Origin of the sequence: Naasia sp., assembly GCF_025465545.1 — a bacterium.
GTDB lineage: Bacteria > Actinomycetota > Actinomycetes > Actinomycetales > Microbacteriaceae > Naasia.
In genome coordinates this window covers 1-22,774 of the sequence record NZ_JAODMK010000022.1, presented here as the reverse complement: position 1 = coordinate 22,774, position 22,774 = coordinate 1, and the positions used below count along the sequence as shown (strand labels likewise).

The following is a 22,774-nucleotide window of genomic DNA, read 5'->3' as shown; positions in this document are numbered from 1 at the left end:
TCAGCGTCGTCCCAGCCCGCCCGCTCGGCCGAGCGACGGCCCGACGCCGCGCACCGCATGAAGGGCGGTCGCGAGTCCCCTGCCGACCCGTTCGCCGAGTCCCTGGGAAGCCGTTCCGAGGAGCGGAGCGGGGCGCTCCGAGGCCTGCGCCGGCCCGCTCCGAGCATCGGGCTCGAGGGCCGCCGGCTCGGACGGCAGGAAGGGCACGACCCAGCTCGCGATGTCGTCGAGCGGCCTCGGGTCGAGCCGGTAGAAGCGGTGCTGACCCTGATCGCGCACCGTCACGAGCGCGCAGTCGCGGAGCACCTTGAGATGCTTCGACACCGTGGGCTGACTGAGCCCGAGCCGCAGCACGAGCTCCCCGACGCTCGACTCGCCTCCGTGCGGAGCATCCGCGCCCTCGAGCGACCTCTCGAGCAGGATCCGCAGCAGCTCCCGACGTGTCGGGTCAGCCACCACATCGAAGATGTCCGCCATTCTGCAAGGGTAGGGCTCTGCGGCATTCCGCCCAACGGCGGGCGCCTTTCCGCATTCGAGGAGGAGGCATGGCCAGGAGATCGTCGATGCGCGAGCCGTTCCTGGCGCGCGCACGGGACCGGTTCAGCTACTTCGTCTCGGCGACGCCCGCCCGATTCGCGATCGTCATCTTCTCCTTCCTCATCGTCCTCTTCACCGTGCTCCTGTCCCTGCCGGTGATGAGCAGCTCGGGAAAGCCGACGGGACTCGCGGACGCCCTGTTCACCGCCACGTCGGCGATCTGCGTGACCGGCCTCGCCACTCTGGACATGTCGACCCACTGGTCGCCGCTCGGTCAGGTGGTCATCGTGCTCGGCACCCAGATCGGCGCGGTGGGGGTGCTCACGCTCGCCTCGGTGATGGGTCTCGTGGTCAGCCGTCGCCTCGGCCTGAGGCAGCGTCTGCTCGTCGCCGGCGATGTGAACCCCATGGCCATGCGGAAGGGCTCCGGGCCAGGGTCGTCCAGTTCGGCCCTCGGCGAGATCGGCGGGCTGCTCGCCACCGTCGCGCTGAGCACCGTGATCATCGAGGCGGTGGTGGCCGTCCTCCTCTACCCGCGCGTGCTCGCGGCGGGCGTCGAGCCGATCCCCGCTCTCGGCGACGCGATCTCGTTCTCGGCGATGGCGTTCACCAACACCGGCTTCGTGCTCGCCGACTCCGGCTTCGACCCCTACGCGAGCGACCTCTGGTTCCTCTCCTGGCTGATGGTCGGCGTCGTGCTGGGCAGCATCGGCTTCCCCGTGATCTATGCCCTCAGCCGCAACCTCACCCGGCCCCGTCGCTGGTCGGTGCACGTGAAGCTCACCCTCGTCACGTCCGCGGTGCTCCTCGCCCTCGGGACCCTCGCGTACACCGTGCTGGAGTGGGACAACGCCAAGTCGTTCGGCGGGGACGGCGTCGGAAAGCTGACCTTCCAAGCCCTCTTCCTGTCGGTGATGACGAGATCGGGCGGCTTCTCCACGATCGACATCGGCAACCTCCGGGAGTCGAGCCTGCTCGTCACCGACATGCTGATGTTCATCGGCGGCGGGTCCGCCTCGACGGCCGGCGGCATCAAGGTGACGACCCTCGCGGTGCTCTTCCTCGCGGCCTTCGCCGAAGCGAGGGGCACCGCGGCGATGGAGGTGTTCGAGCGGCGGGTGCCCTCGGACGTGCTCCGGGTCGCGGTCAGCATCGTGCTGTGGGGGGCGACGACAGTCGCACTGTCGACGATCATCCTGCTGCAGATGACGGAGGCGGGCCTCGATCACGTGCTCTTCGACGTCATCTCGGCGTTCGGCACCTCGGGTCTGAGCTCCGGATTCACCGCCACCCTCGAGGACCCCGGCAAGTACGTGCTGAGCGCGACCATGTTCATGGGGCGCATTGGTACAGTGACTCTCGCCGCGGCGCTGGCCTCCAGCCAGCGCGCGCAGTTGTTCGCCCGGGCTGAGGAGAGGCCGATCGTTGGTTGACCGAATCCCGCACAACGCCCCCGTCCTGGTCATCGGGCTGGGCCGCTTCGGTGCCGCCACTGCAGGCCAGCTCGACCGCCTCGACCGCGAGGTGCTCGCCGTCGATCCCGACGCCGCGCTCGTGCAGAAGTGGTCGGAGCGGGTGACCCACACTGTGCAGGCCGACGCCCGCAGCATCGAGGCGCTGCGCCAGCTCGGCGCCCAGAACTTCTCGATCGCCGTCGTGGCGGTGGGCTCCTCGATCGAGGCGAGCGTGCTCATCACCGCGAACCTGGTCGACCTCGGAGTCCCGCAGATCTGGGCGAAGGCCATCTCCAAGTCGCACGGCAAGATCCTCGAACGGATCGGCGCCAACCACGTGATCTATCCTGAGGCGGAGGCGGGTGAGCGCGTCGCGCACCTGGTGTCCGGTCGAATGCTCGACTTCATCCAGTTCGACGACGACTTCGCCCTGGTCAAGATGTATCCGCCGAAGCCGATCCGGGGCATGCCGCTGAACCAGTCCGAGGTGCGTCGCAAGCACCGCGTGACGGTCGTCGGGGTCAAGTCGCCGGGCAAGCCGTTCACCTACGCCACGGCCGAGACGGTGCTCTCGAGTCACGACATGGTGATCGTCTCGGGCACCACCGGCGACATCGAGCGGTTCGCCGGCCTGGCCTGAGCCCGCCGCCTCCCCCTCCCCCTCTCTCTCCCCCCTCTCCCCCAGCAGTCATTCCGTCGCTCAGCAGGCAGGAACCCGTCTCACGAGCCGATGGCGCGCATTCTGCCTGCTGAGCGAGAGGGCTAGGCCAGTTCGGCGGCGAGCTGCCGGGCGCGGGCGAGAGCCGCGGCCGTGGCCACGTCGAAGGTGTCCGCGAGCCGCGCCTCCTCGAGCACCGCTATCGCGCGCTCGGTCGTGCCGTTCGGACTCGTGACCCTGCGCCGCAGCTCGGCCGGCGACAGCCCGCTCGAGGCGAGCAGCTCGACCGCTCCGCGGAAGGTGCCCTGCACGAGCAGGTTCGCCTCCTCGTCGTCGAAGCCCCGCTCGCGCGCTGCGGCCTCCAGCTGCTCGACCAGGTAGAAGACATAGGCAGGACCCGAACCCGAGATCGCGCTGAGCGCATCCAGCCGGTCCTCGTCGACCTCGAGCACGCTCCCCACCGTGCCGAACAGGTTCCGGGCGAGCTCGCGCTGCTCTGCGCTCGCCCGGCTTCCCGCGCTGATCCCGGTGACGGCGAGGCGCACTGTGGCCGGCGTGTTCGGCATGGCCCGGATCACGGCGACATCGTCCGGCAGCCGGCGCTCCATGGCTGCGGTCGAGACGCCGGCAGCGACGCTGACCACGAGCGTGCCGGGGGCGAGGGAGCCCGCGATCTCCTGGAGCAGGTCGAGGACGCCGACCGGCTTCACCGCCACGAGCACGAGAGCGGCCCCGGCCACGGCACGGCGGTTGGCGTCGGGGTCCTCACGCAGGGAGAGGACGCGCACGCCGGAGCGCCCGGCGAACTCGGTGCGCCGCCCGCTGCGGGTCGTGACGCGGATGCCGCCGAGCACCTCCACGGTGGGCTGAAGCAGGCCATGCAGCACCGCGCCGCCCATCGATCCGGCCCCCAGCACGGCGATCGTGGGCAGCTGGATTCCGGGGGTGTCGCTCACGCCTCCATCCTAGGATTGGCGCATCCGGCACCGGGAGGAACCATGTCAGGGGCGTTCGAGAACCTGTCCGAGATCAAGCGCGCGGTCCTCGACGTCCGCCAGGTCCGGGGTGTCTCGGCCCTCGAGGCACTCACCCGGTCGGACGGCGCAGTGGTCATCGTGGCCCGGGTCGGTCTCTCCCCGTCGCTCCGGCTTGCGGAGGTCGTGCTCGCGGTGGCCGAGGTCGAGGAGCGGGTGCGGCACACCGACCGCAGCGTCGCGGCCGTCTACGTGGAGCCCGACATCGCCGCGGACTCGGCGACTCCCACCGAGACCATCGTCATCCGGGCGCTCGATTGAGAGGCGGGCGCACCGCGGTCGTCCTGCGGCACGCGCCGACGGAGCACCTCGGCCGGTTCGCCGGCGTGCTCGCCGCCCGCGGCTGGTCGGTGCGACAGTTCGACGTCGCCGTCGAAGATCTCGACGCGACGGCCGTGCAGCAGGCCGACGCGCTGATCGTGCTGGGCGGCGCGGTGGGCGCCTACCAGAGCGACCTGTTCCCCTTCCTGACGGCGGAGTTGAACGCCCTGCGCGCCCGGCTCGCCGAGGACCGTCCGGTGCTGGGCGTCTGCCTGGGCGCTCAGCTGCTCGCTGCGGCGGCAGGCGCGGCCGTCTTCCGCGGCCCCGAGACGGAGATCGGGTTCGCGGCGGTGCGGGTGGTGCCGGACTCCGCGGTGGCACCCTTCGGCGGGATCCCGGTGCTGCAGTGGCACGGCGACACGTTCGAGCTGCCCGCGGGCGCCCGTCGCGTCGCGACCTCGGCCGTGTACGAGAACCAGGCGTTCGAGCTGGGCTCCTCGCTCGGCGTCCAATTCCACCCGGAGGTCGACGCCCGCATGCTGGGGCAGTGGCTCGCCTCCGGCGTCGGGGAGCTCCTCGCCGCCGGCATCGATCCCCGCCGGCTGCGCGCGGAGGGAGCCGTGCACGCCGAGCCGCAGGCGGCCGCGGGTGCACAGATGCTCGCCACCTGGCTGGAGCAGGTCGAGGCGACCGCGGCCCGGGCGGACTGACCACCCCTCGGACGACGCCGCGTCAGGCGTCGGGGGACCGGCGGTCGGCGAAGAATGCCCGGAGCAGCTCCGCGCTGCGCTCCGCCTGGACTCCGGTCACGACCTCCACCCGGTGCGGGAGGCGGCGGTCGCGCAGCAGGTCGTACACCGACCCCACGGCGCCGGCCTTCTCGTCCCAGGCGCCGTAGACGAGACGTCCCAGGCGTGAGGCGAGCACGGCGCCGGCGCACATCGCGCATGGCTCGAGCGTGACCACGAGGGTGCAGCCCTCGAGATTCCAGCTCCCGCGCGCCCGGGCGGCGGCGCGGATGGCGAGCACCTCGGCGTGGGCCAGCGGATCCGAGTCCGCCTCCCGACGGTTCCGGCCGGTGGCCAGCACGCCGCCCTGCTCATCGACGATCACGGCTCCGACGGGCACGTCGCCGGTGCCGAGCGCCGCGACGGCCTCGTCCAGTGCGGCGGACATCCAGCCGGAGACGTCGTCCACGGCTCTCCCTCCGGCGTCGCGGCCCGGACCGACCGGGCTAGATTGACCCTATGCGAGTGCACGTGGCCGACCATCCTCTCGTGACGCACAAGCTCACGGTGCTGCGAGACAAGACCACCCCTTCTCCCACCTTCCGGGCGCTGGCGGAGGAGCTCGTGACGCTGCTCGCCTATGAGGCGACGCGGAGCGTGCGGGTTGAGCCGGTCGAGATCCAGACTCCGGTGGCCACGACCACCGGCCTCGCCATCAGCGACCCCAAGCCCCTCGTCGTGCCCATCCTGCGCGCAGGGCTCGGCATGCTGGACGGCATGGTCAAGCTCATGCCGAGTGCCGAGGTGGGCTTCCTCGGCATGGTGCGGAACGAGGAGACGCTCGAGCCCACCATCTATGCCGAGCGCCTGCCCGACGACCTCTCGAATCGGCAGTGCTTCGTGCTGGACCCGATGCTGGCGACCGGCGGCTCCCTGATCGCCGCCATCGAGTACCTCTTCGCGCGCGGAGCCGATGATGTGACGGCGGTCTGCCTGATCGCCGCCCCCGAGGGGCTCGCGGCGGTGGAGCGGGCGACCGAGGGACGGGACGTCACGATCGTGCTGGGCGCCCTCGATGAGCGGCTCAACGAGGTCGGCTACATCGTTCCGGGCCTCGGCGACGCAGGCGATCGGCTGTACGGGACCGTCTCCTGACCGGCGAGCCACTTGACAGCCCCGCCCTGCGTGGCCCATCCTCGACCCCATGTACGACAACGCGCGCACCCTGACCTCCTTCGAGGCCCTCGGGAACGCCGGCATGATGATGGCCGGCCGCGCGATGTGCTGTCGAATGTGCGCCTGACCCCCTTCCGGCTCAGCCTCTCCGCACGTTCTCTCCCCGTCGATCCGACGATCGGGGAATCCCTCGACCGGCCCCTCAGCGGCCCGGTCCTCGCAGCACCCGTGGCTTCGGCCGCACCCATCATCGAAGGTCTCCCATGTCTCTCGCTTCCCTCGAATCCGCTTCCGTTCCCCCCGCTCTCTCCCCCGCTCTTCCCGCTCCCCGACTGAGGGCGGTCCCCGACGGCACAGAGGCGCGGGGCTTCGTGCTCTACGTCGGTGTCAGCGAGGCCACCGCGGCGGCCGCGGGCACGGACCTCCGGACGATCGTCGAGGCGCTGCGACGCCTCACCACCGATCTTGCGCCCGGCGCCGAGACCTATGCCGCCGTCGCCCTCGCCCCTGCGGGCTCCGGGGGCCGCGACGTCGACGTCGTGCGACTCGCCCTGCAGGATCCGACCGCCCGGCAGCGGGAGATCCCCCCGGCGGAGGACAAGGGCGACGGCGTGGTCATCGACCTCTCCCGCAAGCGTGTCGTGCTCGAAGACGGCACGGCGCCGCTCACCTACAAGGAGTTCGAGCTCCTGCAGTATCTGGTGCTGCGCGAGGGGCGGACCATCGCCCGCGGGGAGCTCATCGAGTCGCTCTGGCCCGACGCCGAGGACGACGCCCCGAACGAGCGGACGATCGACGTGCACGTGCGCCGGCTGCGCTCCAAGCTCGGCGCGTACCAGGACATCGTGCGGACCGTCCGGGGCACCGGATACCGCTTCGACCGGCACGCCGACGTGGTCATCCGCCACTCGCACCGCGGCCCCAGCCCCGACCTGGTCTGAGCGCGTCCGGACGCGTCGGGATGGCGGCGGCGGCGGGGCCCGAGCGAAACTCCCAGGAAAATATCCTCGACGGCTCTGGCGCCCCGTTACCTAACCGTTATATCTTTCAGGAGCGGAAGTTGTTTGCTGTGGCAGGTTCCGCGGAATGTGATTGCAGGACACTCTTGGTGCAAGGGAGAGGGCCGGCCGCGAGCCTCTGCGGCCGGCCCTCAATCCTGTCCGGACCGCCTTCGACTGTCCCGGGCACCTCCTCCTTCTAGGGTGGGTAGGGCCCGTCTAGTCGAGGAGGAGTTCGTGGCGCGACAGTCCGCCGTCGAGACCTGGGAGTCCCTGTTCCGGGCACAGGTCGCCGTCATGCGGCGACTCGTCGCCGACTTCCCCCACGACCTCTCGTTCAACGAGTACGACGTGCTCTTCAACCTCAGCCGACGCGCGGGGCGCAGCGCCCGGTTGCGGGACCTGAACACGCTCGTGCTGCTCACCCAGCCGAGCATCAGCAGGCTCGTCGACCGGCTCGCTGCCCGCGGTCTGCTGGAGAAGCTGCCGGACGAGCACGATCGGCGGGGAACCACCGTCCGGATGACGGATGCGGGCTACCGCACCTTCCTCGCGGTGGCGGCGGAGCACTCGCGATCGATCGAGGGAGTGGTCAGCGCGGCGCTGTCCGAGGACGAGCTGGGCGAGCTCCGGCGCCTCACGGAGAAGCTGCGCACCGGAATCGTCGGCACGAGTTGAACCCACCGAGGACGACGGCGCGACTCTGCCGGTGGCGGGGGATCCCCGCCACCGGCATCAGTCAGCAGGCGCTCCATCCCGCCAGGGGCGGGCGTCGGTTGGGGTAGACCGGCGGCGCCGTGCTGCCACGAGGTTGATCAAGCTGCTTGACTCCCCTGGGTGCGGGGGGACATCGGGTAGCTTCCCGGTCAACTGTGGTGTGAGGCCTATGAATCGCGCTCCGACCTCTGCTTGCGAAACTAACCCGTCTTTGCACCCCCGGCAATGGAGTGTCCCCCGATCACGGACCGACGGCCGCCAAATGTCCCCCATCCGGGTCGCACTCGGGTCCGGATGGGCTCATGTGGCACCCCGAGGACTGCCCGGCCGGGACCCGACAGCGCGCGGCGGGCTCGCTCAGCCCGTCCCCCGGGTGCGTGCGGGGCGCCCCTCAGCAGGCGCCTCTACCCTCGGACCCTGATCGGCACCACTCTCGTCTGGCTTCGTGACGACCTGCGCCTCGGAGACAGCCCAGCCCTAGTCGCGGCGGCCGAGCGCGGCGGACCGATCATCGTGCTCTTGGTGCTCGATGGCGACCCTGCGGTCGCCCGCCGCGGGGAGGCGCGAGCCGCTGGTGGCTGCACGGCAGCCTGGCCGAGAGCCTTCGGCGCGCGGGCTCCCGGCTGACCCTGCGCGGGGGCGCCGCGTCCGAGGTGGTGCCCGCGGTCGCTCGGCAGGCGGAGGCCGGGGTGGTGCTCTGGAACCGGATCCACGAGCCGAAGGCGTGCCTGGCTACCCGGGGCCGATGGTGGACCTCAAGGCCTCTCGTGCTGCCGCGCTCCGTGCCTTCGACTCCATCTCCGCACGGTGACGGCGGCGGAGGTCAGGGCTGCAGCACCACCTTGATGCAGCCGTCCTCCTTCTTCTGGAAGATCTCGTACATGTGCGGCGCCTCGTCGAGTCCCACCCTGTGGGTCGTCAGGTCCATGACGCCGAGCGGATCGGCCGGGTCCTCGACGAGGGGGATCAGGTCGTCGAGCCAGCGCCGCACGTTGCACTGGCCCATCCGCAGATTCACCTGCTTGTCGAACATGCTCTTCATGGGCAGGATGTCCGCCTCCCCGGCGTAGACGCCGCTGAGGGAGACCGTTCCGCCGCGCCGGACGGCGTCGAGGGAGTTGTAGACCGCGGCCATCCGATCGACGCCCATCTTCTCCATCGCCTTGCGGGCGAGTGCGTCGGGGAGCAGACCGACCGCCTGCTGCGCGAGCCCGATCACCGAGTTGCCGTGCGCCTCCATGCCGACGGCGTCGACCACTCCGTCGACTCCGCGGCCGCCGCTGCCCTCCCGCAGCCGGTCCACGACGTCGTCGGTGAGGTCGAGGGTCTCAATGCCGTGCCGCTCAGCCATCGCGCGCCGCTCCGGCACCAGGTCAACTGCGGTCACCTGGTAGCCCAGGTGACGCCCGATGCGGGAGGCGAGCTGGCCGATCGGCCCGAGCCCCATCACGGCGAGCGTGCCGCCCTCCGGGACGTTCGCGTACTGGACCGCCTGCCAGGCCGTCGGCACGACGTCGCTGAGGAACAGGTATCGCTCGTCGGGGAGCTCGGTGCCGATCTTCACCGCGTTGTAGTCCGCGAGGGGCACGCGCAGCAGCTCGGCCTGGCCGCCGGGCACCTGGCCGTACAGCTTCGTGTAGCCGAACAGCGCCGCGCCGCTGCCGTGCTCCCGCACCTGGGTCGTCTCGCACTGGGACTGGAGGCCGTGGCTGCACATGAAGCAGGTTCCGCAGGCGATGTTGAAGGTGACGACCACCCGGTCGCCCGGCACGAGATTCGTGATCGCGCTGCCCACCTGCTCCACGATGCCCATCGGCTCGTGCCCGAGGATGTCGCCCTTGTCGAGAAAGGGGCCGAAGAGCTCGTAGAGATGCAGGTCGGAGCCGCAGATCGCGGTCGAGGTGATGCGGATGATCGCGTCCGTCGGCTCCTGGATTCCCGGGTCGGGCACCTCCTCCACGCTCACCGATCGCTTGCCCTGCCAGGTCAATGCCCTCATCGGCCGTCCTCCCGTCGTCCCTTCGTGTCTACGCCCGCTCGGCGGCCGCTCGCGGAACGCACCGAGTACTCACAGCCTGCGCCTCCGCGCCGCTGCGTCAGCACGCACGACGGGGCCGCGTCGTGAGCAGGGGTCACTGCGGAGCGAGAGCCGCCGGCTGGAGAACTGCCCCGCGCGGCGCGGGCGGCAGGGCGAACAGGGGGATCGCCACGTGACACAGGGGGCCGATGAGGAGAGCGAATGCGAGAGTGCCGAGGCCGACGTTGCCGCCGAGGAGCCAGCCGAGGCCGACCACGGTGGCCTCGATGCTGGTGCGCGCGACCCAGATGGGCCAGCGGAAGCGACGCGCGACGCCGAGCATCAGCCCGTCCCGGGGGCCCGCCCCCAACTCGGCACCGACGTAGAGCCCCGTCGCGATCGCCAGCAGCACGATCCCCGCGGCGAACAGGGCGATGCGGCCCGCGAGGGGTTCAGGCGAGGGGACCAGCCAGAGGACCACCTGGGCGGCGGCCCCCACGAGGAGCACGTTGAGCAGCGTGCCGATGCCCGGCCGCTGCCGCAGAGGGATCCAGAGCAGCAGCAGGAACGCGCCGATGAGGATCGCGACCACGCCGAACAGCGCCCCGGTGCGCAGGGACAGGCCTTGAGCCAGCACGTCCCACGGCGAGACCCCGACCCCCGCCTGCACGATGAGAGCCACGGCGGCACCGTAGAGGAGGAGCCCGGAGAAGAGGCGCACCCAGCGGTCCGAGAGCAGACGGTCGATCACCAATCGATTCCACCTCAAAGTGGCACCCCTGAACAGGGCCAATCGCCATAGAGTGGCGCGGTGGCACGATCGATCGGGGCGGCTCAGCTCGCCGAGCTGCTCACCGACTGGCGGTCAGCACCCGGCGCGGGGTACCGGACTCTCGCGGACCGTGTGCGGCTGCTCGCCATCGACGGCCGCCTGCCCGCCGGCAGTCGGCTCCCCGGGGAGCGGGATCTCGCCGAACGGCTCGGGGCCAGCAGGAACACCATCGGAGCCGCACTCGAGGAGCTCCGCGCGGCCGGCTACGTGGAGACGCTGCGGGGCTCGGGCAGCGTGATCAGGATCCCGGGCGGCAGCATCGACTCACCCGGCTCCAGCGAGGGGATGCTCGACTTCGCGACGGCCTCCTCCCCCGCCGTGCCGGGATTCCAGGCGGCGGCGGAGCGCGCCCTGCCTCGGCTGCCGGCAGCGCTCGGCGGTCCGGGCTACGAATTCCTCGGCATCGCCGCCCTGCGCGAGGCGCTCGCCGCGCGATACACCGCGCGCGGTCTGCACACCTCGCCGTCCCAGATCCTGGTGACCTCCGGCGCTCAGCCCGCCATCGCCCTGGTGGCGAGAACGCTGCTGTCCCGCGGCGACCGGGCCGTGGTCGAGAGTCCCGGCTACCCCCACGCCTATGAGGCGCTCCGGGTGGTGGGCGCGCGACTGCTGCCCATCGCCGTGCACTCCGACACCGGCTGGGACCTCGGCGAGGCGGAGCGGCTTCTGCGCCGGGCCGCGCCCGCCCTCGCGTACGTGATGCCTGACTTCCACAACCCGACGGGGCGCTCCCTCTCCGAGCCGGAGCGCGCGCGGCTGGTGCGCATCGCGGAGGACGCGGGAACGATCCTCGTCGTGGACGAGACCACGGGCGAGCTCGACATCGACCGAGGGTCCCTGCCGCTGCCCGCGTCGTTCGCGTCGCGCCGGTCCAGCGTGGTCACGATCGGGTCGGCGAGCAAGACCATGTGGGGTGGGCTGCGGGTCGGCTGGATCCGCGCGGGCGAAGACCTGATCGCAGCCTTCGCCGCCGCACGGCCGGTCGCCGACCTCGGCACCGCGGTGTTCGATCAGCTCGTCGTCACGGAGCTCCTCGCCGAGTTCGACCTCGTGCTGGAGCACCGGCGGCGCGAGCACCGCGCGGCGAGGGACGCACTCGCCGCACGGCTGGCGGCACGACTGCCCGAATGGCACGTCCCCCCGATCTCGGGCGGCCTGTCGGCGTGGGTGCGCTTCGATGCGCCCGTCAGCTCACAGCTCGCCATCGGCGCGCGCGCCCGCGGCCTGCGCATCGCGGCGGGCCCGTGGTTCGGGCTCGACGGCGCCTTCGAGCGGTTCCTGCGGATCCCGTTCTCCTCCGGACCCGAGGCGAGCGTTCGGGCGGTGGACATCCTGGCGGACGTGTGGCGGGATGTAGCCGACGCTCCCCTCTCGATGGACCCCCCGCTCGCCGCCGTCGTCTGACCCGCTCGCGCCCGCCGATCTGCCCACTTCTGCCGCGATTCGGCGCCGAGTTGCGACAGAACTGGGCAGTTCGCGTCAGTGCGTGAGGCTGCGTTCCGCCGTCTCGAGGATGCGCACGATCTCACGGCCGAAGCGCACGTCACAGGGATGCCGCTTGTCCGCTGCGCCGGCAAGCCGCACCAGCTCGGTGAGGGCGATGGACAGCGTCTCGTTCGCCCGCTGGTCGCCGTCCGGCTTCGAGGTGACTCCCGCCCCGCCCCAGAGGCGCAGGTCGGTGAGGTCGGCGCCCTGCGGCGCGCGCAGCGTCATCGAGAGCGTCGTGAGGCCGCCGCCCCGGTGCCGGAGGGTGAGCGCCACGAGATCCCCGGTCCCGGCAACGGCCTCGATGGCCTCGACCTCGCCCATCAGGGGAAGGATCAGGGAGAGCGCGTGCGGGCCGACATCCCAGAGCGCGCCGCGGGCCCAGCGCCAGTCGGATCGCGCGAAGTCGCCGCCCGGATCGCTGAGGGGACTGCAGATCCAGTTGCCGGTCGCGCCCCTCCACTCGTGCCGCCCGGCCTCCTCGACCCAATCGGCGATCGCCGGCATGAAGCGGTTGGTGACGAACACGAGCGTGGCTGCGCCGCCCTGCTCGGCGGCCTCGACGAGCGCGTCCGCGTCCGACAGGGCCAGGGCGATGGGCTTCTCGAGCAGCAGGTGCTTGCCGGCCGCCGCGGCGCGAATGGCGATGGGAGCCTGCACGTCGGGCGGGACGGCGAAGCTGAGGCCGTCGACCTCGGCCAGCAGCTCGTCGGGGTCGGCGAAGGCGCGGACCCCGTGCTTGCCGGCCAGCGCGGCCGCCGCGTCGGCGTTCCTGCCCCACACCCCGACGAACTCGACGCCCTCGGTGGCCGCCAGTGCGGCCGCATGGCAGACGTCCGCCCAGAAACCGGTGCCGATCAATCCGAAGCGCATCCCAGGTCCTTCCGCTCGGGTCATTCTCTCACCGGCGGTCTGCGCCGCCCTCGAGCTGGGCCCGAGCACGACGCGCACGCTGCTCCGCCCGCTCGGCGGCCTCGGCGGCCTCGTCCTGCTTCCGGGCGAGCTCGCGGAGCGCCGTTCCTGCGGCGGTGATCTCGGCCTCGACGGCCGCGATCTGCTCCTCCAGCTGATGCAGTCGCCCGCGCAGGTCGCTTCGGCGCCGGTCCGCCTCCGCGCGACTCGCCTCGGCCTCGGCGAGGCCGGCCTGCGCCCGCGCCGCCTGTGCCTGCGCCTCCTCCACCTCTGCTCGCGCCTCGGCCAGGTCCTTCTCGCGCTGCTTCTCGGCACGCCGGTCGGCCAGGGAGTGCGTCGTTCCGCCGGTCGGCCTCCTCGGCGCGGGAAGCACGCCGTCGATGGGTCCGGCGACGGCTCCACCGACGTCGACGGCTTCGAATCCGGTGGACGCCAGCGACCGGACGAGCCGTCCGGAGAGCACGGCGGCCGCCGCGTGCTCGTCCGCCATGGCGGCCTGCAGCGTCTGCTCGAGCTCGTCGACGGTGGCATCCGCCACGTTCTGGCCCAGCCGCGAGCCGAGATCGACCGCCTCTCGGGCGAGTGCGGCCACCAGCCTGCGCCGCTGCAGTCCCAACTCCCGCAGGGCGGCAGGGTCGAGGTCCTCCTGCGCCTGACGGAGGGTCCTGCCGAGGTCGAGCACCTGGCGCAACTGGTCGGGACGCTCGCGAACGAGGGCGTTGCACGCCCAGGCGGCGACCGAGGGCCGGGGCAGCTTGGCGACGACCGCGGCGAGACCCTTGTCCACCGTCCGCAACTCCCTCGCCCGCACGTTGCGGGCCGCGGTGAACTCCCCGGGCAGCAGCCGGTAGAGCTCGTCGGCCACAGCCTCCAGATCGATCATCGATCCCTGCTCCGCGTCAGCACGGGATCATCCTGCCTCAGGCGAGACACCGGACGAGGGTCGGCGGCACACCGGCGCGGAATCGAGAGGTCCCGGCGGGAGACGTAGTGTGGCGGGAGCCGTCCTAGGCTGGACGAGGTCATCGGGGAGAGGAACGGGCTGCTGAGAGTCGTCAGTTACAACCTGCTCAAGCACACCGCCGTCGGAGAGCTGGCCGCGCTGGCCACCGCCGAGGACGTCGACGTGCTCTGCCTGCAGGAGTGCGACAGCGACGACCTGCCGGAGCGCATCGGCCACCTCATGCTCGCGGGCGCCACCGAGAAGAATCGCCTCGGGCTCGCCATCTACCGTCGTGAGAGCCGATACTCCGTGCTCACCACCCGCGTCTTCGCGGTGCACAAGTCGCTGCACGACCGGATCCTGGCCCCGGCGAACGAACGGCTGCTCGCGGCGCATCTCCTCGACGCCGAGACCGGTCAGGAGATGCTCGTCGGCTCCTTCCACGCGGCTCCGCTGACCGCGTCGAACTCCGTGCGGCGCAAGCAGATCACCGCGGCGCACGAGGGAATGCGGTCGCTCGCCGAGAACCTGCCGGCCCTCATGGTGGGCGACTTCAACTACCCGTGGTTCATCCGGGGGCTGGAGCGGCGCCTGGCCGACTCCGGCTACGAGCTGTTCCGCAGCACCGAGCCGACCTACGTGCGGTACAAGTTCTTCTCGGGCTACTTCGACTTCGTGACCTCGAACGGCTACGCGATCGACCGGGTGGACGTGCTCCCCGCCGGCGCATCCGACCACCGGCCCATCGCGCTCGACGCCCACGTGATCACTCGCTGAGCTCCCGGGATCCGCCCCGCTGGGACGCGGTCAGGCGGGGTCCGGCGCCGCCGCCCCCGGTGCGACGACCTGGCCATCGCGGCGGTGCGCGGGCATGAACGCCGCCGCCACGACGAGGGCGAGCGCGATGCCCGTCATGCCGAGGAAGACCAGGTGCAGCGCTGGCACGAGCCGCTCGGCGGACGGCGTTCCCCCCTCCGACGGGCCGGCCACCCCGTTCACGATGGCCCCGAAGACGGCCACGCCAACTGCCGAGCCGATGCTGCGCGCGAAGAGGTTCGTGGAGGTGACCACGCCGCGCTCGTTCCACTCGACGCTCGACTGTGCGGCGATCAGAGTGGGCGCCGCGACCCAGCCCATGCCGAGGCCCACGATCACGCAGTAGACGGCCACCTCCCAGATCTGGGAGGACGCATCGAGGGTGAGGGTGAGCGCGGTGCCGACGAGCGCGAGAGCGGAGCCGAGCACGGCCGTCGCCCGGAACCCGTACCGGAGGTAGATGGCGCCGGCGAACGACGCGGCGATCGGCCAGCCGATGGTGAGCGCGGCGAGCGCGAACCCGGCGACGAGGGCGGTGGTGCCGAGCACGATCTGGCCGTAGGTGGGGATGTAGGACGAGAGCCCGAGCACGATGGCGCCGACGAGGAGGGACGCGACGCTGCTGGCGAGCAGCACCCGGCGCCGGAGCACCCACAGCGGCAGGATCGGCGAGGCCACCCTGCGCTCCACGACGACGAACACGACGAGCAGGAGGGCTGCGGCGGCGAACACCGCGGCACTCGGCAGCGACAGCCACGGCCAGGCCTGACCGCCCTCGAGGAGCCCGAGGATGAGCAGGGCGGTCGACGAGGCGAGCAGGCCCGCGCCCAGGAAGTCGATCTTCTGGTCCGACCGCACGGCCTTCTCCGAGAAGTTGCGCCACAGCAGGAAGCCGGCGATCAGGCAGAGCGGGATGTTGACGAAGAAGATCCAGCGCCAGGACACCAGGTCCGAGAAGATGCCGCCGAGCGCGGGACCGACGACCGACGAGATGCCCCACACGCTCGCCAGGTAGCCCTGCACCTTCGCGCGTTCGCGGAGCGAGTAGATGTCGCCGGCGATGGTGATGCTCACCGGCTGAATCGCTCCCGCGCCCAGCCCCTGCACCGCACGGAACACGATGAGGGCGGGCATGCTCCAGGCGAGGCCGCAGAGGATCGAGCCGAGGAGGAACAGGCCGATGCCGAGGAACATGAGCGGCTTGCGACCGAAGATGTCGGCCAGACGGCCATAGATCGGGGTGGAGGCGGCCTGCGCCAGCAGATAGACCGAGAAGAGCCAGGGGAACTGGCCGAAGCCGCCCAGGTCGTCCACCACCGAGGGGATCGCCGTCGCGATGATGGTCGAGTCCAGCGCGACGAGGGACGTGCTGAGCATCAGCGACAGGAGGATGGGTCCTCGCTCGGACCGCAGGCCCACGCTCGCCCTGGTGATCTCCGCCGCCATCATCGACTGCACCCGCTCGTTCCATCCACGAGGAGACTCAAGTGCGGGGAGGCGCCCCGCTATTCCCGCCTCAGCTCAGGAAGAGCGCCTTCAGCCGCCGGGTGGTGAAGACCATCCCGACCGCCACCATCGCCAGGTAGTACAGCACGTGCAGCAGCATCGCGGGGCTGAGCACTCCGGTGGTGAGGCCGCGTACCAGTTCCACGCCGTGGTACAGCGGAAGCGCCTGCACGAGCCACTGGATCGGCACCGGGTAGACGGTGACCGGGTAGAAGGTGGCGGAGAAGAGGAACATCGGCAGCAGGAAGAACTGCACCCAGTCCATCTGCTGGAAGGTCTTCATGAAGCTCGTGATGGCCATGCCGACGCTGGCGAAGCCGGCGGCGACGAGGACGACGGCGGGGAGGGCGAGCAGGGCGGTCCAGGCGAGATTCAGCCCCAGGGCCTGCATGATCACCATGAAGCCGACCGCGTACATCGCCCCCCGCAGCAGGGCGAGCAGGATCTCGCCGAGCGCGACATCGAACGGGCCGAGCGAGGTGGCGACCATCCCCTCGTACAGCTTGGAGAAGTGCATCTTGAAGAACACGTTCCACGTCGAGTCCATGATCGCGCCGTTCATAGCGGACACCGCGAGCAGGGCCGGAGCGATGTACGCCGCGTAGCTGAGCTGCGCGCCGCCCCCGGTGTCGATCGTGCCGATCACCGAGCCGAGGCCCAGGCCGAGCGAGAGCAGGTAGAACACCGGCTCCAGGAAACCGCTGAGCACGACCAGCCAGTTGCTGCTGCGCGTCGCTGTGATCCCCCGGCCGAGGACGGCCCGCGCGTTGCCCGCGTAGACCGAGCCGAGGATGCGGGCCGGGACAGCGGCGGCCCGCGCCGTGACGGCGATCACCGGCTCAGCCTGCTCGTGGTGACGCGGATCGCGAGCAGCCAGCCGACGGCGGTGAGGGCCAGGAGGTAGGCCACGTGCAGCACGGACAGCCAGGCCGGCTCGACCGCCCCGTAGTTGAGCACCCGACCGAGCTCCGTGGCATGCCAGAGCGGCGACACCCAGCCGATCGGCTGCAGGAACACGGGGAGGTTCGCCAGCGGGAAGAAGGTGCCCGAGAACAGCATCATCGGCGTGATCACGAAGCGCATGACGAGAGCCAGAGGGCTGTCCTCGCCCTCGAGCGAGGACGAGAAGGCGACAAGGCAGGCGGCCACCGCGGTTCCGCAGAGCACCGCGACCAGGACCGTCAGCCATCCCCAGGGCGAGGGCACCGCGCCGAAGGCGAAGAGGAGGACCTGGTAGACCGAGCAGCCGACCAGCAGCCGGAGGATCACGATGACCACGTTTCCGCTCGCGACCTGTGCGGGCGACAGGGGTGCCGCGTTCATCGCGAAGAAGGTCTGGTCCCACTTGAAGCCGGCCATCACCGCGTAGGTCGACTCCTCCATGGCGACGGTGAGCGCGGCGATCCCGAGCAGGGCGGGGGCCACGAAGGCGAGGTAGCCGTGGCCGCCCGCCGAGAGCGGGCCGGTCTTCTGCTCGACGAGGGTGGCGAGCCCCACTCCGAGCGCGAAGATGTAGATGAGGGGGTTGGCGAGGGTGCCCGCGAGGATCGTGCCTCCGTAGGCGCGCATCAGCCGGAGGCGGTACTCGGTCGCGTACCAGGTCCCGTAGCGCCGGGCCCTGCGCGCCGCCCGTGCCTCGACCCGTCCGCCGCGAACGGCCGTCATGCGGCGGCGCTCATTCGACGAGGCTCCGCCCGGTGAGACGGAGGAACACGTCCTCGAGCGAGGACCGCCGCACCAAACTGGTGATCGGCGCGAAGCCGGCGGCGAGGATCGCCGCGAGCTCCCGCTCGCCGTTGGCGGTGTAGATCAGCACGCGGTCGGGCAGGACCTCGGACCGCTCCCCGATGCTGCCGAGCCGGGCGGCAACGGCGGCGTTGTTGTCCGAGCCGAAGCGCACCTCGAGCACCTCCCGGCTGGAGTATCGGCTGATGAGCTCGGCCGGCGGCCCCTCCGCCATGATGACTCCCTTGTCGACCACGACGAGGCGGTCGCAGAGCTGCTCCGCCTCGTCCATGTGGTGAGTCGTCAGCACGAGGGTTGTGCCCTGCTCCTTCAGCCGGAAGAGCCGGTCCCAGAGCACATGTCGCGCCTGCGGGTCGAGTCCGGTGGTCGGCTCATCAAGCAGGAGGATGCGCGGGTCGTTGATCAGCGCGCGGGCGATCGTCAGCCGGCGCTTCATGCCGCCGGACAGCTGGTCGACGCGCGCCTTCGCGCGGTCGGTCAGCTGGGCGAACTCGAGCAGCGCGTCGGCTCGAGGGCCGAGCTCCTTCCGTGACATGCCGAAGTAGCGGCCGTAGACGATCAGGTTGTCGCGCACCTTGAGCTCACGGTCGAGGTTGTCGCTCTGCGGCACCACCCCGAGCTGCGCGCGGATCTCCGGTCCCGAGCGATCCGGATCGAGGCCAAGGATGCGCAGGTCGCCGCCGGTGCGCTGGGAGACGGCGCCGAGCATCCGCATGGTGGTCGACTTGCCCGCCCCGTTCGGCCCCAGCAGCCCGAAGGCCTCGCCGGGGGCCACCTCGAACGAGATGCCGTCGACGGCCGCTGAGTCGCCGTAGGTCTTGCGCAGGTCGGATGCCACGATGACGGGACCGGGGAACATGGTGCTCCTTCACGGCGCGGGCAGGCGCCGGATCGGCATCGCCCGCCGCTAGGGAAGTGTACGGCGGCCCCTCCCGCGAGCTCAGCAGCGGCCGGTCGGGGAACCTCAGCGCGGGCCGCGCAGGCGGCGCAGCACCTTGACCGCCACCCATCCCCCGAGCAGCCACGGTCCGGCGACGAGGATCGGGTCCAGCCAGGTGTGGCTGAGGTCCGCCCGGTTGCGACCGAAGCGGGAGCGGATCGGGTGCCGCCGGAACTCGCTGAGGATGCCGGTCTCGGTGACGGGGTTGTCGGGATGCAGGGTGAGGAGCGAACGCGCGTGGCTCTCCATCGCGTCCACCCGGTCGCCGGCGAGGAGGAGGAGCCAGTGCGCGGCGCGGCCCTCGCTGAATCGTGCGTAGGCGTACCGGCGGATCGCCCCCGAGAGCCCGGCGAGCGGCTGAGCGGTGCCGAACACGGGCGTCACGAACTTGTGCTCGATGCTCCGCTCCCGGGGCACGATCTCGGGCTGACGGTCGGGGAAGTTCCAGTGGGCGCCCGAGTCCAGGTCACGGCGCTCCCGGGGAAAGGCGGGCCGGTCCTTCGGATCGACGTCGGCACCCCAGCCCGGAATGCGGGCGCGGAGTTCGTCGGCCGAGGGCGGCGGGGTGGGCTTGTCAGCGATGTAGGCCATGGCGTACTCCTCGATCAGGCCGCGTTCGGAACGACGACGGTCTTGATGCAGTCATCGAGCTTGGACGAGAACATGTGGTACCCCTCAGCGATGTGCTCCAGCGGGATGCGATGGGTGATCATGTCGCTGGGCTTGATGTAGCCGTTCTGAATGTGTTCGAAGAGGCGCGGCCACTGGCGCTTCACGGGCGCCTGATTCATCCGGAGCGTGAGTCCCTTGTTGACCGCGTCGCCGAACTTGACCGCGCTGAAGATGGGGCCGTAGGCACCCATCACCGAGACGGTGCCTCCCTTGCGGACCGAGTCGATGGCCCAGTTGAGCGCGATCGGGGAACCGCCCTGCAGCTTCAGCTTCGAGCCGGTGATGTGCTGCAGCAGATTGCCGTCGGCCTCGGCGCCGACGGCGTCGATGGCCACGTCGGCGCCGATGTAGTCGGTCTGCTTCTTCAGCTCGACCACGATGTCGTCGTACTCCACGAAATTCAGGGTCTCCGCGTGCGCCATCGTCCGCGCCTTCTCCAGCCGGTAGTCGAGGTGGTCGACGACGAGAACCCTGCCTGCGCCCATCAGCCAGGACGACTGGGCCGCCGCGAGTCCGACCGGGCCGGCCCCGAACACGACGACCGTGTCTCCCTGGACGATGTCGCCGAGCTGCGCACCGAAGTAGCCGGTCGAATATGCGTCCGTGAGCATGAGCGCGTCCTCGTCCGCGAGCCAGTCCGGGATGACCGAGGGACCGACGTCGGCGAACGGGACCCGCACGTACTCCGCCTGGGCGCCGTCGTAGCCCCCGGCGGTGTGCGAGTACCCGTAGATCCCGCCGACCGCCGTGGCGTTCGCATTGACGTTGTGGCAGTTCGAGTAGAGGCCCCGTGCGCAGAAGAAGCAGGAGCCGCAGTAGATGTTGAACGGGACCATCACCTTGTCGCCGCGCTTGAGGTTCCGCACCGATGAGCCGACCTCCTCGACCACCCCGATGAACTCATGCCCGAAGGTGTGACCGATCCGGAGGTCCGTCATCAGACCGTGGTACAGGTGCAGGTCGGAGCCGCAGATGGCGGCGAGCGAGACCCGGACGATCGCATCGTTCGGATGCTCGATCTTCGGCATGGGCTTCTCTTCCACCCGGACCTTGTACGGCCCTCGGTACACCATCGCCTTCATCGCGCCTCCCGTTCGTTCGTCCCAGCCGAGGGTCGCACCGCGGGGAAGCGCCCTCAAGGCCCTTGCCACTGGGGACGCACGCGCGTAGTGGGGCGCCCCGCATGCCGCTGACCTGCCCAGTTCTGTCGCAGTACGGCGCCGAAATGCGACCGAACTGGGCAGGTCGGCGGGGGGAGCCGCTAGTCGCGGGAGTTGGTCCAGTCGAGGAGACGGTCGAGCGGCCAGGTGGTGACGATCCGCTCGGCGGGAACCCCGTTCTTCGCAGCCCGCTCAGCCCCGTAGGCGAGGAAGTCGAGCTGTCCGGGCGCGTGCGCGTCGGTGTCGATGCTGAAGAGGCAGCCGGCGTCGAGCGCGAGCTGGATCAGGTCGTCCGGTGGGTCCTGACGCTCGGGCCGGGAGTTGATCTCCACCGCGACATTCCGCGCTGCGCACTCGGCGAACACCTCCTTCGCGTCGAACTCCGACTGCGGCCGGGTGCCCCGCGAGCCCTCGACGAGGCGGCCGGTGCAGTGGCCGAGCACGTTCGTGTGCGGGTCGCGGACGCCGCCGAGCATCCGCTCGGTCATCGTCGCCTTCGGCGAGCGCAGCTTGGAGTGCACGCTCGCCACCACGATGTCGAGCCGGTCCAGCATCTCGGGCGTCTGGTCGAGCTCCCCCGTCTCCAGGATGTCGACCTCGATGCCGGAGAGCAGGCGGAAGCCGTCGTAGCCATCGTTGAGGGCGGCGACCAGCTCCAGCTGCTCGCTGAGCCGCTCGGCGCTCAGCCCTTTGGCGATCGTGAGAGTGGGCGAGTGGTCCGTGAGGGCCTGATACTCGCGGCCGAGCATGCGGGCGGCGTCCGCCATCTGCTCGATCGGCGTCGTCCCGTCCGACCATTCGCTGTGCGCGTGCAGGTCTCCCCGGAGCGCGGCTCGCAGCTCGGCGCCGCCCTCGGCGAGCGGCTCCTGCCCGCGCCGGCGGAGGTCCTCGAGGTAGTCGGGCACCGCACCGTCGACGGCCTGCCGGATCACCTCGAAGGTCCTGCCGCCGATGCCCTTCATGCTCTTCAGGCGCCCGTCCCGAGCCCGGGCGACGACCTCCTGCACCCCGAGCGGGGCGATGATGCCCGCCGCCTTGCGGAATGCCTGCACCTTGAACTGGGGCGCGCGCTCGCGCTCCAGCCGGAAGGCGATCTCGTGCAGCGCGTCCCTGGGGTCCATGGCACCATCTTCCGCCACCCGGACTGCGCATTCTCGCTGTCTGAGGGGTCAGCGGCGGCGGTGGACCGGCGAGGAGGGCGCCCTGCCGAGGACGGTTGCCGCGATCGTCGTCGCGATCTTGCGGCCGCCCTGCACGGAGGGCTCGATCGGATTCGCGTAGTCGGCCGCCTCGTCGCAGACCAGCCGGAGATCGATCACCGGCACGCCACGGGCAAAGGCGGCTCGAGTGATGCAGTCGTTGAACAGCGCGATGCCGCTGCGGATCACCGCATGACCCGGCTCTGCGGGGTTCGTGTCGTAGATCGTGCAGACGACGGTCGGGAGTCCGACCGCGAGGACCGCGTCGAGCATCGCCGCGTACCGCTCCGCGAAGACCTCCTGCGCAGCGCCGAGCGCCCGGATGCCGTCCGCCACGGTCCGCGCCGGCTGCTGCAGCAGGTGCGCGAAGCCGAGCGCATCATTGCCGCCCACGCTGACGACCAGGTGGCTCGCCTCCGGCGGCAGGCGGCGCAGCTGTCCGGGCACGCCGCCCGTCACGTCGCCGTCGACCGCCAGCAGGCTGGCTGTCCCGTCACTGCCGAGCGCCTCCCGGAGCTGGGCGACCACGTCCGGCCCGCCGGCGACGTACCGGGCGTTGTCGAAGACGGAGTCTCCGAGGAGCGCAACGTGGGTCATGCGGTCCTCCTGCCCTGCGTGTGCCCAGCCGGGCGGCGACGGGGAACCCGCCGTCGGGCGCCTTCCGGGCGGGCCGGGCCCAGCGCAGTCGGGGCAGAACTCCTCCCGCCGGGGACAGCCCCGATCTCGGTCATCGGCTACTGCAGGTCACGCCAGTCGAGCACCGCAGCGACGGGGGAGAGAGTCCCGTCGAGCACCGCTCGAATCGTCGCCATGATGTCTGCCTCCGTCGCTGACGGCGCCCCCGCGAATCGTTCGAGGGGCAACGCGCCGCTCCGCATGAGCTCCAGCGTGCTCTCGATCCGCCCCCGCGTCCAGCCGGAGACGAAGCTCGTGGTGAGCTCACGCTGCTGAAGGCGCTCCATGTCGGCCCAGGCCTTGACTCC

At 71.0% G+C, this 22,774-nt stretch carries 26 protein-coding genes and 1 pseudogene; 11 read left to right on the top strand and 16 right to left on the bottom strand.

The genetic code is table 11. From position 1 onward, the window contains the following. Positions 1-477, bottom strand: coding sequence for a metalloregulator ArsR/SmtB family transcription factor (locus tag JWR33_RS06990; protein ID WP_297410531.1), 477 nt, complete (start codon positions 475-477; stop codon positions 1-3). Positions 478-545: 68 nt separating this feature from the next. Here JWR33_RS06990 and JWR33_RS06985 point away from each other — a divergent pair, with 68 nt between their 5' ends. Together JWR33_RS06985 and JWR33_RS06980 are read left to right on the top strand one after the other, a co-directional pair. After that, positions 546-1,970: a potassium transporter TrkG gene (locus JWR33_RS06985; protein WP_297410529.1), complete on the top strand. Its 1,425-nt coding sequence runs from the start codon at positions 546-548 to the stop codon at positions 1,968-1,970. Further along, entirely contained in the window at positions 1,963-2,631 is a 669-nt protein-coding gene (locus JWR33_RS06980) for a TrkA family potassium uptake protein (RefSeq protein WP_297410527.1), read from the top strand. The genes JWR33_RS06985 and JWR33_RS06980 overlap by 8 nt, the downstream gene beginning before the upstream one ends. Before the next feature lie 122 nt (positions 2,632-2,753). Here JWR33_RS06980 and proC read toward each other — a convergent pair whose 3' ends face one another. After that, a complete protein-coding gene (proC, locus tag JWR33_RS06975) occupies positions 2,754-3,605 on the bottom strand; it encodes a pyrroline-5-carboxylate reductase (protein ID WP_297410525.1) in 852 nt (283 codons plus the stop codon). A 42-nt stretch (positions 3,606-3,647) separates the two neighbouring features. Between proC and JWR33_RS06970 the strand changes: the two genes are divergently transcribed. Continuing rightward, a complete protein-coding gene (locus JWR33_RS06970; RefSeq protein WP_297410524.1) occupies positions 3,648-3,944 on the top strand; it encodes a hypothetical protein in 297 nt (98 codons plus the stop codon). Further along, a complete protein-coding gene (locus JWR33_RS06965) occupies positions 3,941-4,654 on the top strand; it encodes a glutamine amidotransferase (RefSeq protein WP_297410523.1) in 714 nt (237 codons plus the stop codon). Before JWR33_RS06970 ends, JWR33_RS06965 begins: the two co-directional genes overlap by 4 nt. A 22-nt stretch (positions 4,655-4,676) precedes the next feature. Here the strand turns inward: JWR33_RS06965 and JWR33_RS06960 are convergent, their stop codons facing one another. Continuing rightward, on the bottom strand, positions 4,677-5,120 hold the full coding sequence (locus JWR33_RS06960) for a nucleoside deaminase (RefSeq protein ID WP_297410689.1): 444 nt from the start codon (positions 5,118-5,120) through the stop codon (positions 4,677-4,679). 71 nt (positions 5,121-5,191) lie between these two features. Here JWR33_RS06960 and upp point away from each other — a divergent pair, with 71 nt between their 5' ends. From upp to JWR33_RS06935, 5 genes and pseudogenes are all read left to right on the top strand, one after another. Continuing rightward, positions 5,192-5,827, top strand: coding sequence for a uracil phosphoribosyltransferase (gene upp / locus JWR33_RS06955; RefSeq protein WP_297410521.1), 636 nt, complete (start codon positions 5,192-5,194; stop codon positions 5,825-5,827). Positions 5,828-6,111: 284 nt separating this feature from the next. Next, positions 6,112-6,789, top strand: a complete 678-nt coding sequence (locus JWR33_RS06950; protein ID WP_297410520.1) for a winged helix-turn-helix domain-containing protein — start codon at positions 6,112-6,114, stop codon at positions 6,787-6,789. Between the two features lie 354 nt (positions 6,790-7,143). Next, positions 7,144-7,524 (top strand): MarR family winged helix-turn-helix transcriptional regulator, encoded by a 381-nt coding sequence (locus JWR33_RS06945; protein WP_297410687.1) that lies wholly within the window; start codon positions 7,144-7,146, stop codon positions 7,522-7,524. 264 nt (positions 7,525-7,788) lie between these two features. Further along, the gene (locus tag JWR33_RS06940; protein WP_366073867.1) at positions 7,789-8,190 is read left to right on the top strand and encodes a deoxyribodipyrimidine photo-lyase; all 402 of its coding nucleotides are present in this window, start codon (positions 7,789-7,791) and stop codon (positions 8,188-8,190) included. Continuing rightward, a pseudogene (locus tag JWR33_RS06935) lies at positions 8,154-8,231 on the top strand (hypothetical protein); the annotation flags it as partial. The gene JWR33_RS06940 and the pseudogene JWR33_RS06935, both read left to right, overlap by 37 nt. Positions 8,232-8,386: 155 nt before the next feature. Here JWR33_RS06935 and JWR33_RS06930 read toward each other — a convergent pair. Both JWR33_RS06930 and JWR33_RS06925 read right to left on the bottom strand, forming a co-directional pair. Further along, positions 8,387-9,562 (bottom strand): alcohol dehydrogenase catalytic domain-containing protein, encoded by a 1,176-nt coding sequence (locus JWR33_RS06930; protein WP_297410518.1) that lies wholly within the window; start codon positions 9,560-9,562, stop codon positions 8,387-8,389. Positions 9,563-9,695: 133 nt separating this feature from the next. After that, positions 9,696-10,331 (bottom strand): hypothetical protein, encoded by a 636-nt coding sequence (locus JWR33_RS06925; RefSeq protein WP_297410517.1) that lies wholly within the window; start codon positions 10,329-10,331, stop codon positions 9,696-9,698. Between the two features lie 60 nt (positions 10,332-10,391). On the opposite strand from JWR33_RS06925, the gene JWR33_RS06920 reads away from it, so the two are divergent. Next, on the top strand, positions 10,392-11,816 hold the full coding sequence (locus JWR33_RS06920; protein ID WP_297410515.1) for a PLP-dependent aminotransferase family protein: 1,425 nt from the start codon (positions 10,392-10,394) through the stop codon (positions 11,814-11,816). A gap of 75 nt (positions 11,817-11,891) precedes the next feature. Here JWR33_RS06920 and JWR33_RS06915 read toward each other — a convergent pair whose 3' ends face one another. After that, entirely contained in the window at positions 11,892-12,770 is an 879-nt protein-coding gene (locus JWR33_RS06915; RefSeq protein ID WP_297410513.1) for a Gfo/Idh/MocA family oxidoreductase, read from the bottom strand. A gap of 28 nt (positions 12,771-12,798) precedes the next feature. Further along, a complete protein-coding gene (locus JWR33_RS06910) occupies positions 12,799-13,692 on the bottom strand; it encodes a transposase (RefSeq protein WP_297410511.1) in 894 nt (297 codons plus the stop codon). A gap of 162 nt (positions 13,693-13,854) precedes the next feature. Between JWR33_RS06910 and JWR33_RS06905 the strand changes: the two genes are divergently transcribed. Then, the gene (locus JWR33_RS06905) at positions 13,855-14,529 is read left to right on the top strand and encodes an endonuclease/exonuclease/phosphatase family protein (RefSeq protein WP_297410685.1); all 675 of its coding nucleotides are present in this window, start codon (positions 13,855-13,857) and stop codon (positions 14,527-14,529) included. 30 nt (positions 14,530-14,559) lie between these two features. On the opposite strand, the gene JWR33_RS06900 is transcribed toward JWR33_RS06905, so the two are convergent. From JWR33_RS06900 to JWR33_RS06860, 9 genes are all read right to left on the bottom strand, one after another. Beyond that, the gene (locus JWR33_RS06900; RefSeq protein WP_297410683.1) at positions 14,560-16,017 is read right to left on the bottom strand and encodes an MDR family MFS transporter; all 1,458 of its coding nucleotides are present in this window, start codon (positions 16,015-16,017) and stop codon (positions 14,560-14,562) included. 67 nt (positions 16,018-16,084) lie between these two features. Continuing rightward, positions 16,085-16,906: an ABC transporter permease gene (locus JWR33_RS06895; RefSeq protein WP_297410681.1), complete on the bottom strand. Its 822-nt coding sequence runs from the start codon at positions 16,904-16,906 to the stop codon at positions 16,085-16,087. Then, the gene (locus JWR33_RS06890; protein WP_297410509.1) at positions 16,906-17,739 is read right to left on the bottom strand and encodes an ABC transporter permease; all 834 of its coding nucleotides are present in this window, start codon (positions 17,737-17,739) and stop codon (positions 16,906-16,908) included. The genes JWR33_RS06895 and JWR33_RS06890 overlap by 1 nt, the downstream gene beginning before the upstream one ends. Before the next feature lie 10 nt (positions 17,740-17,749). Further along, on the bottom strand, positions 17,750-18,679 hold the full coding sequence (locus JWR33_RS06885) for an ABC transporter ATP-binding protein (RefSeq protein ID WP_297410507.1): 930 nt from the start codon (positions 18,677-18,679) through the stop codon (positions 17,750-17,752). A gap of 105 nt (positions 18,680-18,784) precedes the next feature. Continuing rightward, positions 18,785-19,351: a hypothetical protein gene (locus JWR33_RS06880; RefSeq protein WP_297410505.1), complete on the bottom strand. Its 567-nt coding sequence runs from the start codon at positions 19,349-19,351 to the stop codon at positions 18,785-18,787. 14 nt (positions 19,352-19,365) lie between these two features. After that, positions 19,366-20,514 carry a zinc-dependent alcohol dehydrogenase gene (locus tag JWR33_RS06875; protein WP_297410503.1) on the bottom strand — a complete coding sequence of 383 codons (1,149 nt, stop codon included), beginning with the start codon at positions 20,512-20,514 and terminating at the stop codon, positions 19,366-19,368. 179 nt (positions 20,515-20,693) lie between these two features. Further along, complete coding sequence (locus JWR33_RS06870; protein ID WP_297410502.1) at positions 20,694-21,713, bottom strand: PHP domain-containing protein; 1,020 nt, start codon at positions 21,711-21,713, stop codon at positions 20,694-20,696. A 48-nt stretch (positions 21,714-21,761) separates the two neighbouring features. Then, on the bottom strand, positions 21,762-22,388 hold the full coding sequence (locus tag JWR33_RS06865; RefSeq protein WP_297410500.1) for an SGNH/GDSL hydrolase family protein: 627 nt from the start codon (positions 22,386-22,388) through the stop codon (positions 21,762-21,764). Between the two features lie 137 nt (positions 22,389-22,525). Next, positions 22,526-22,774: hypothetical protein (locus JWR33_RS06860; RefSeq protein WP_297410498.1), on the bottom strand; the 249-nt coding region annotated here is incomplete at its 5' end.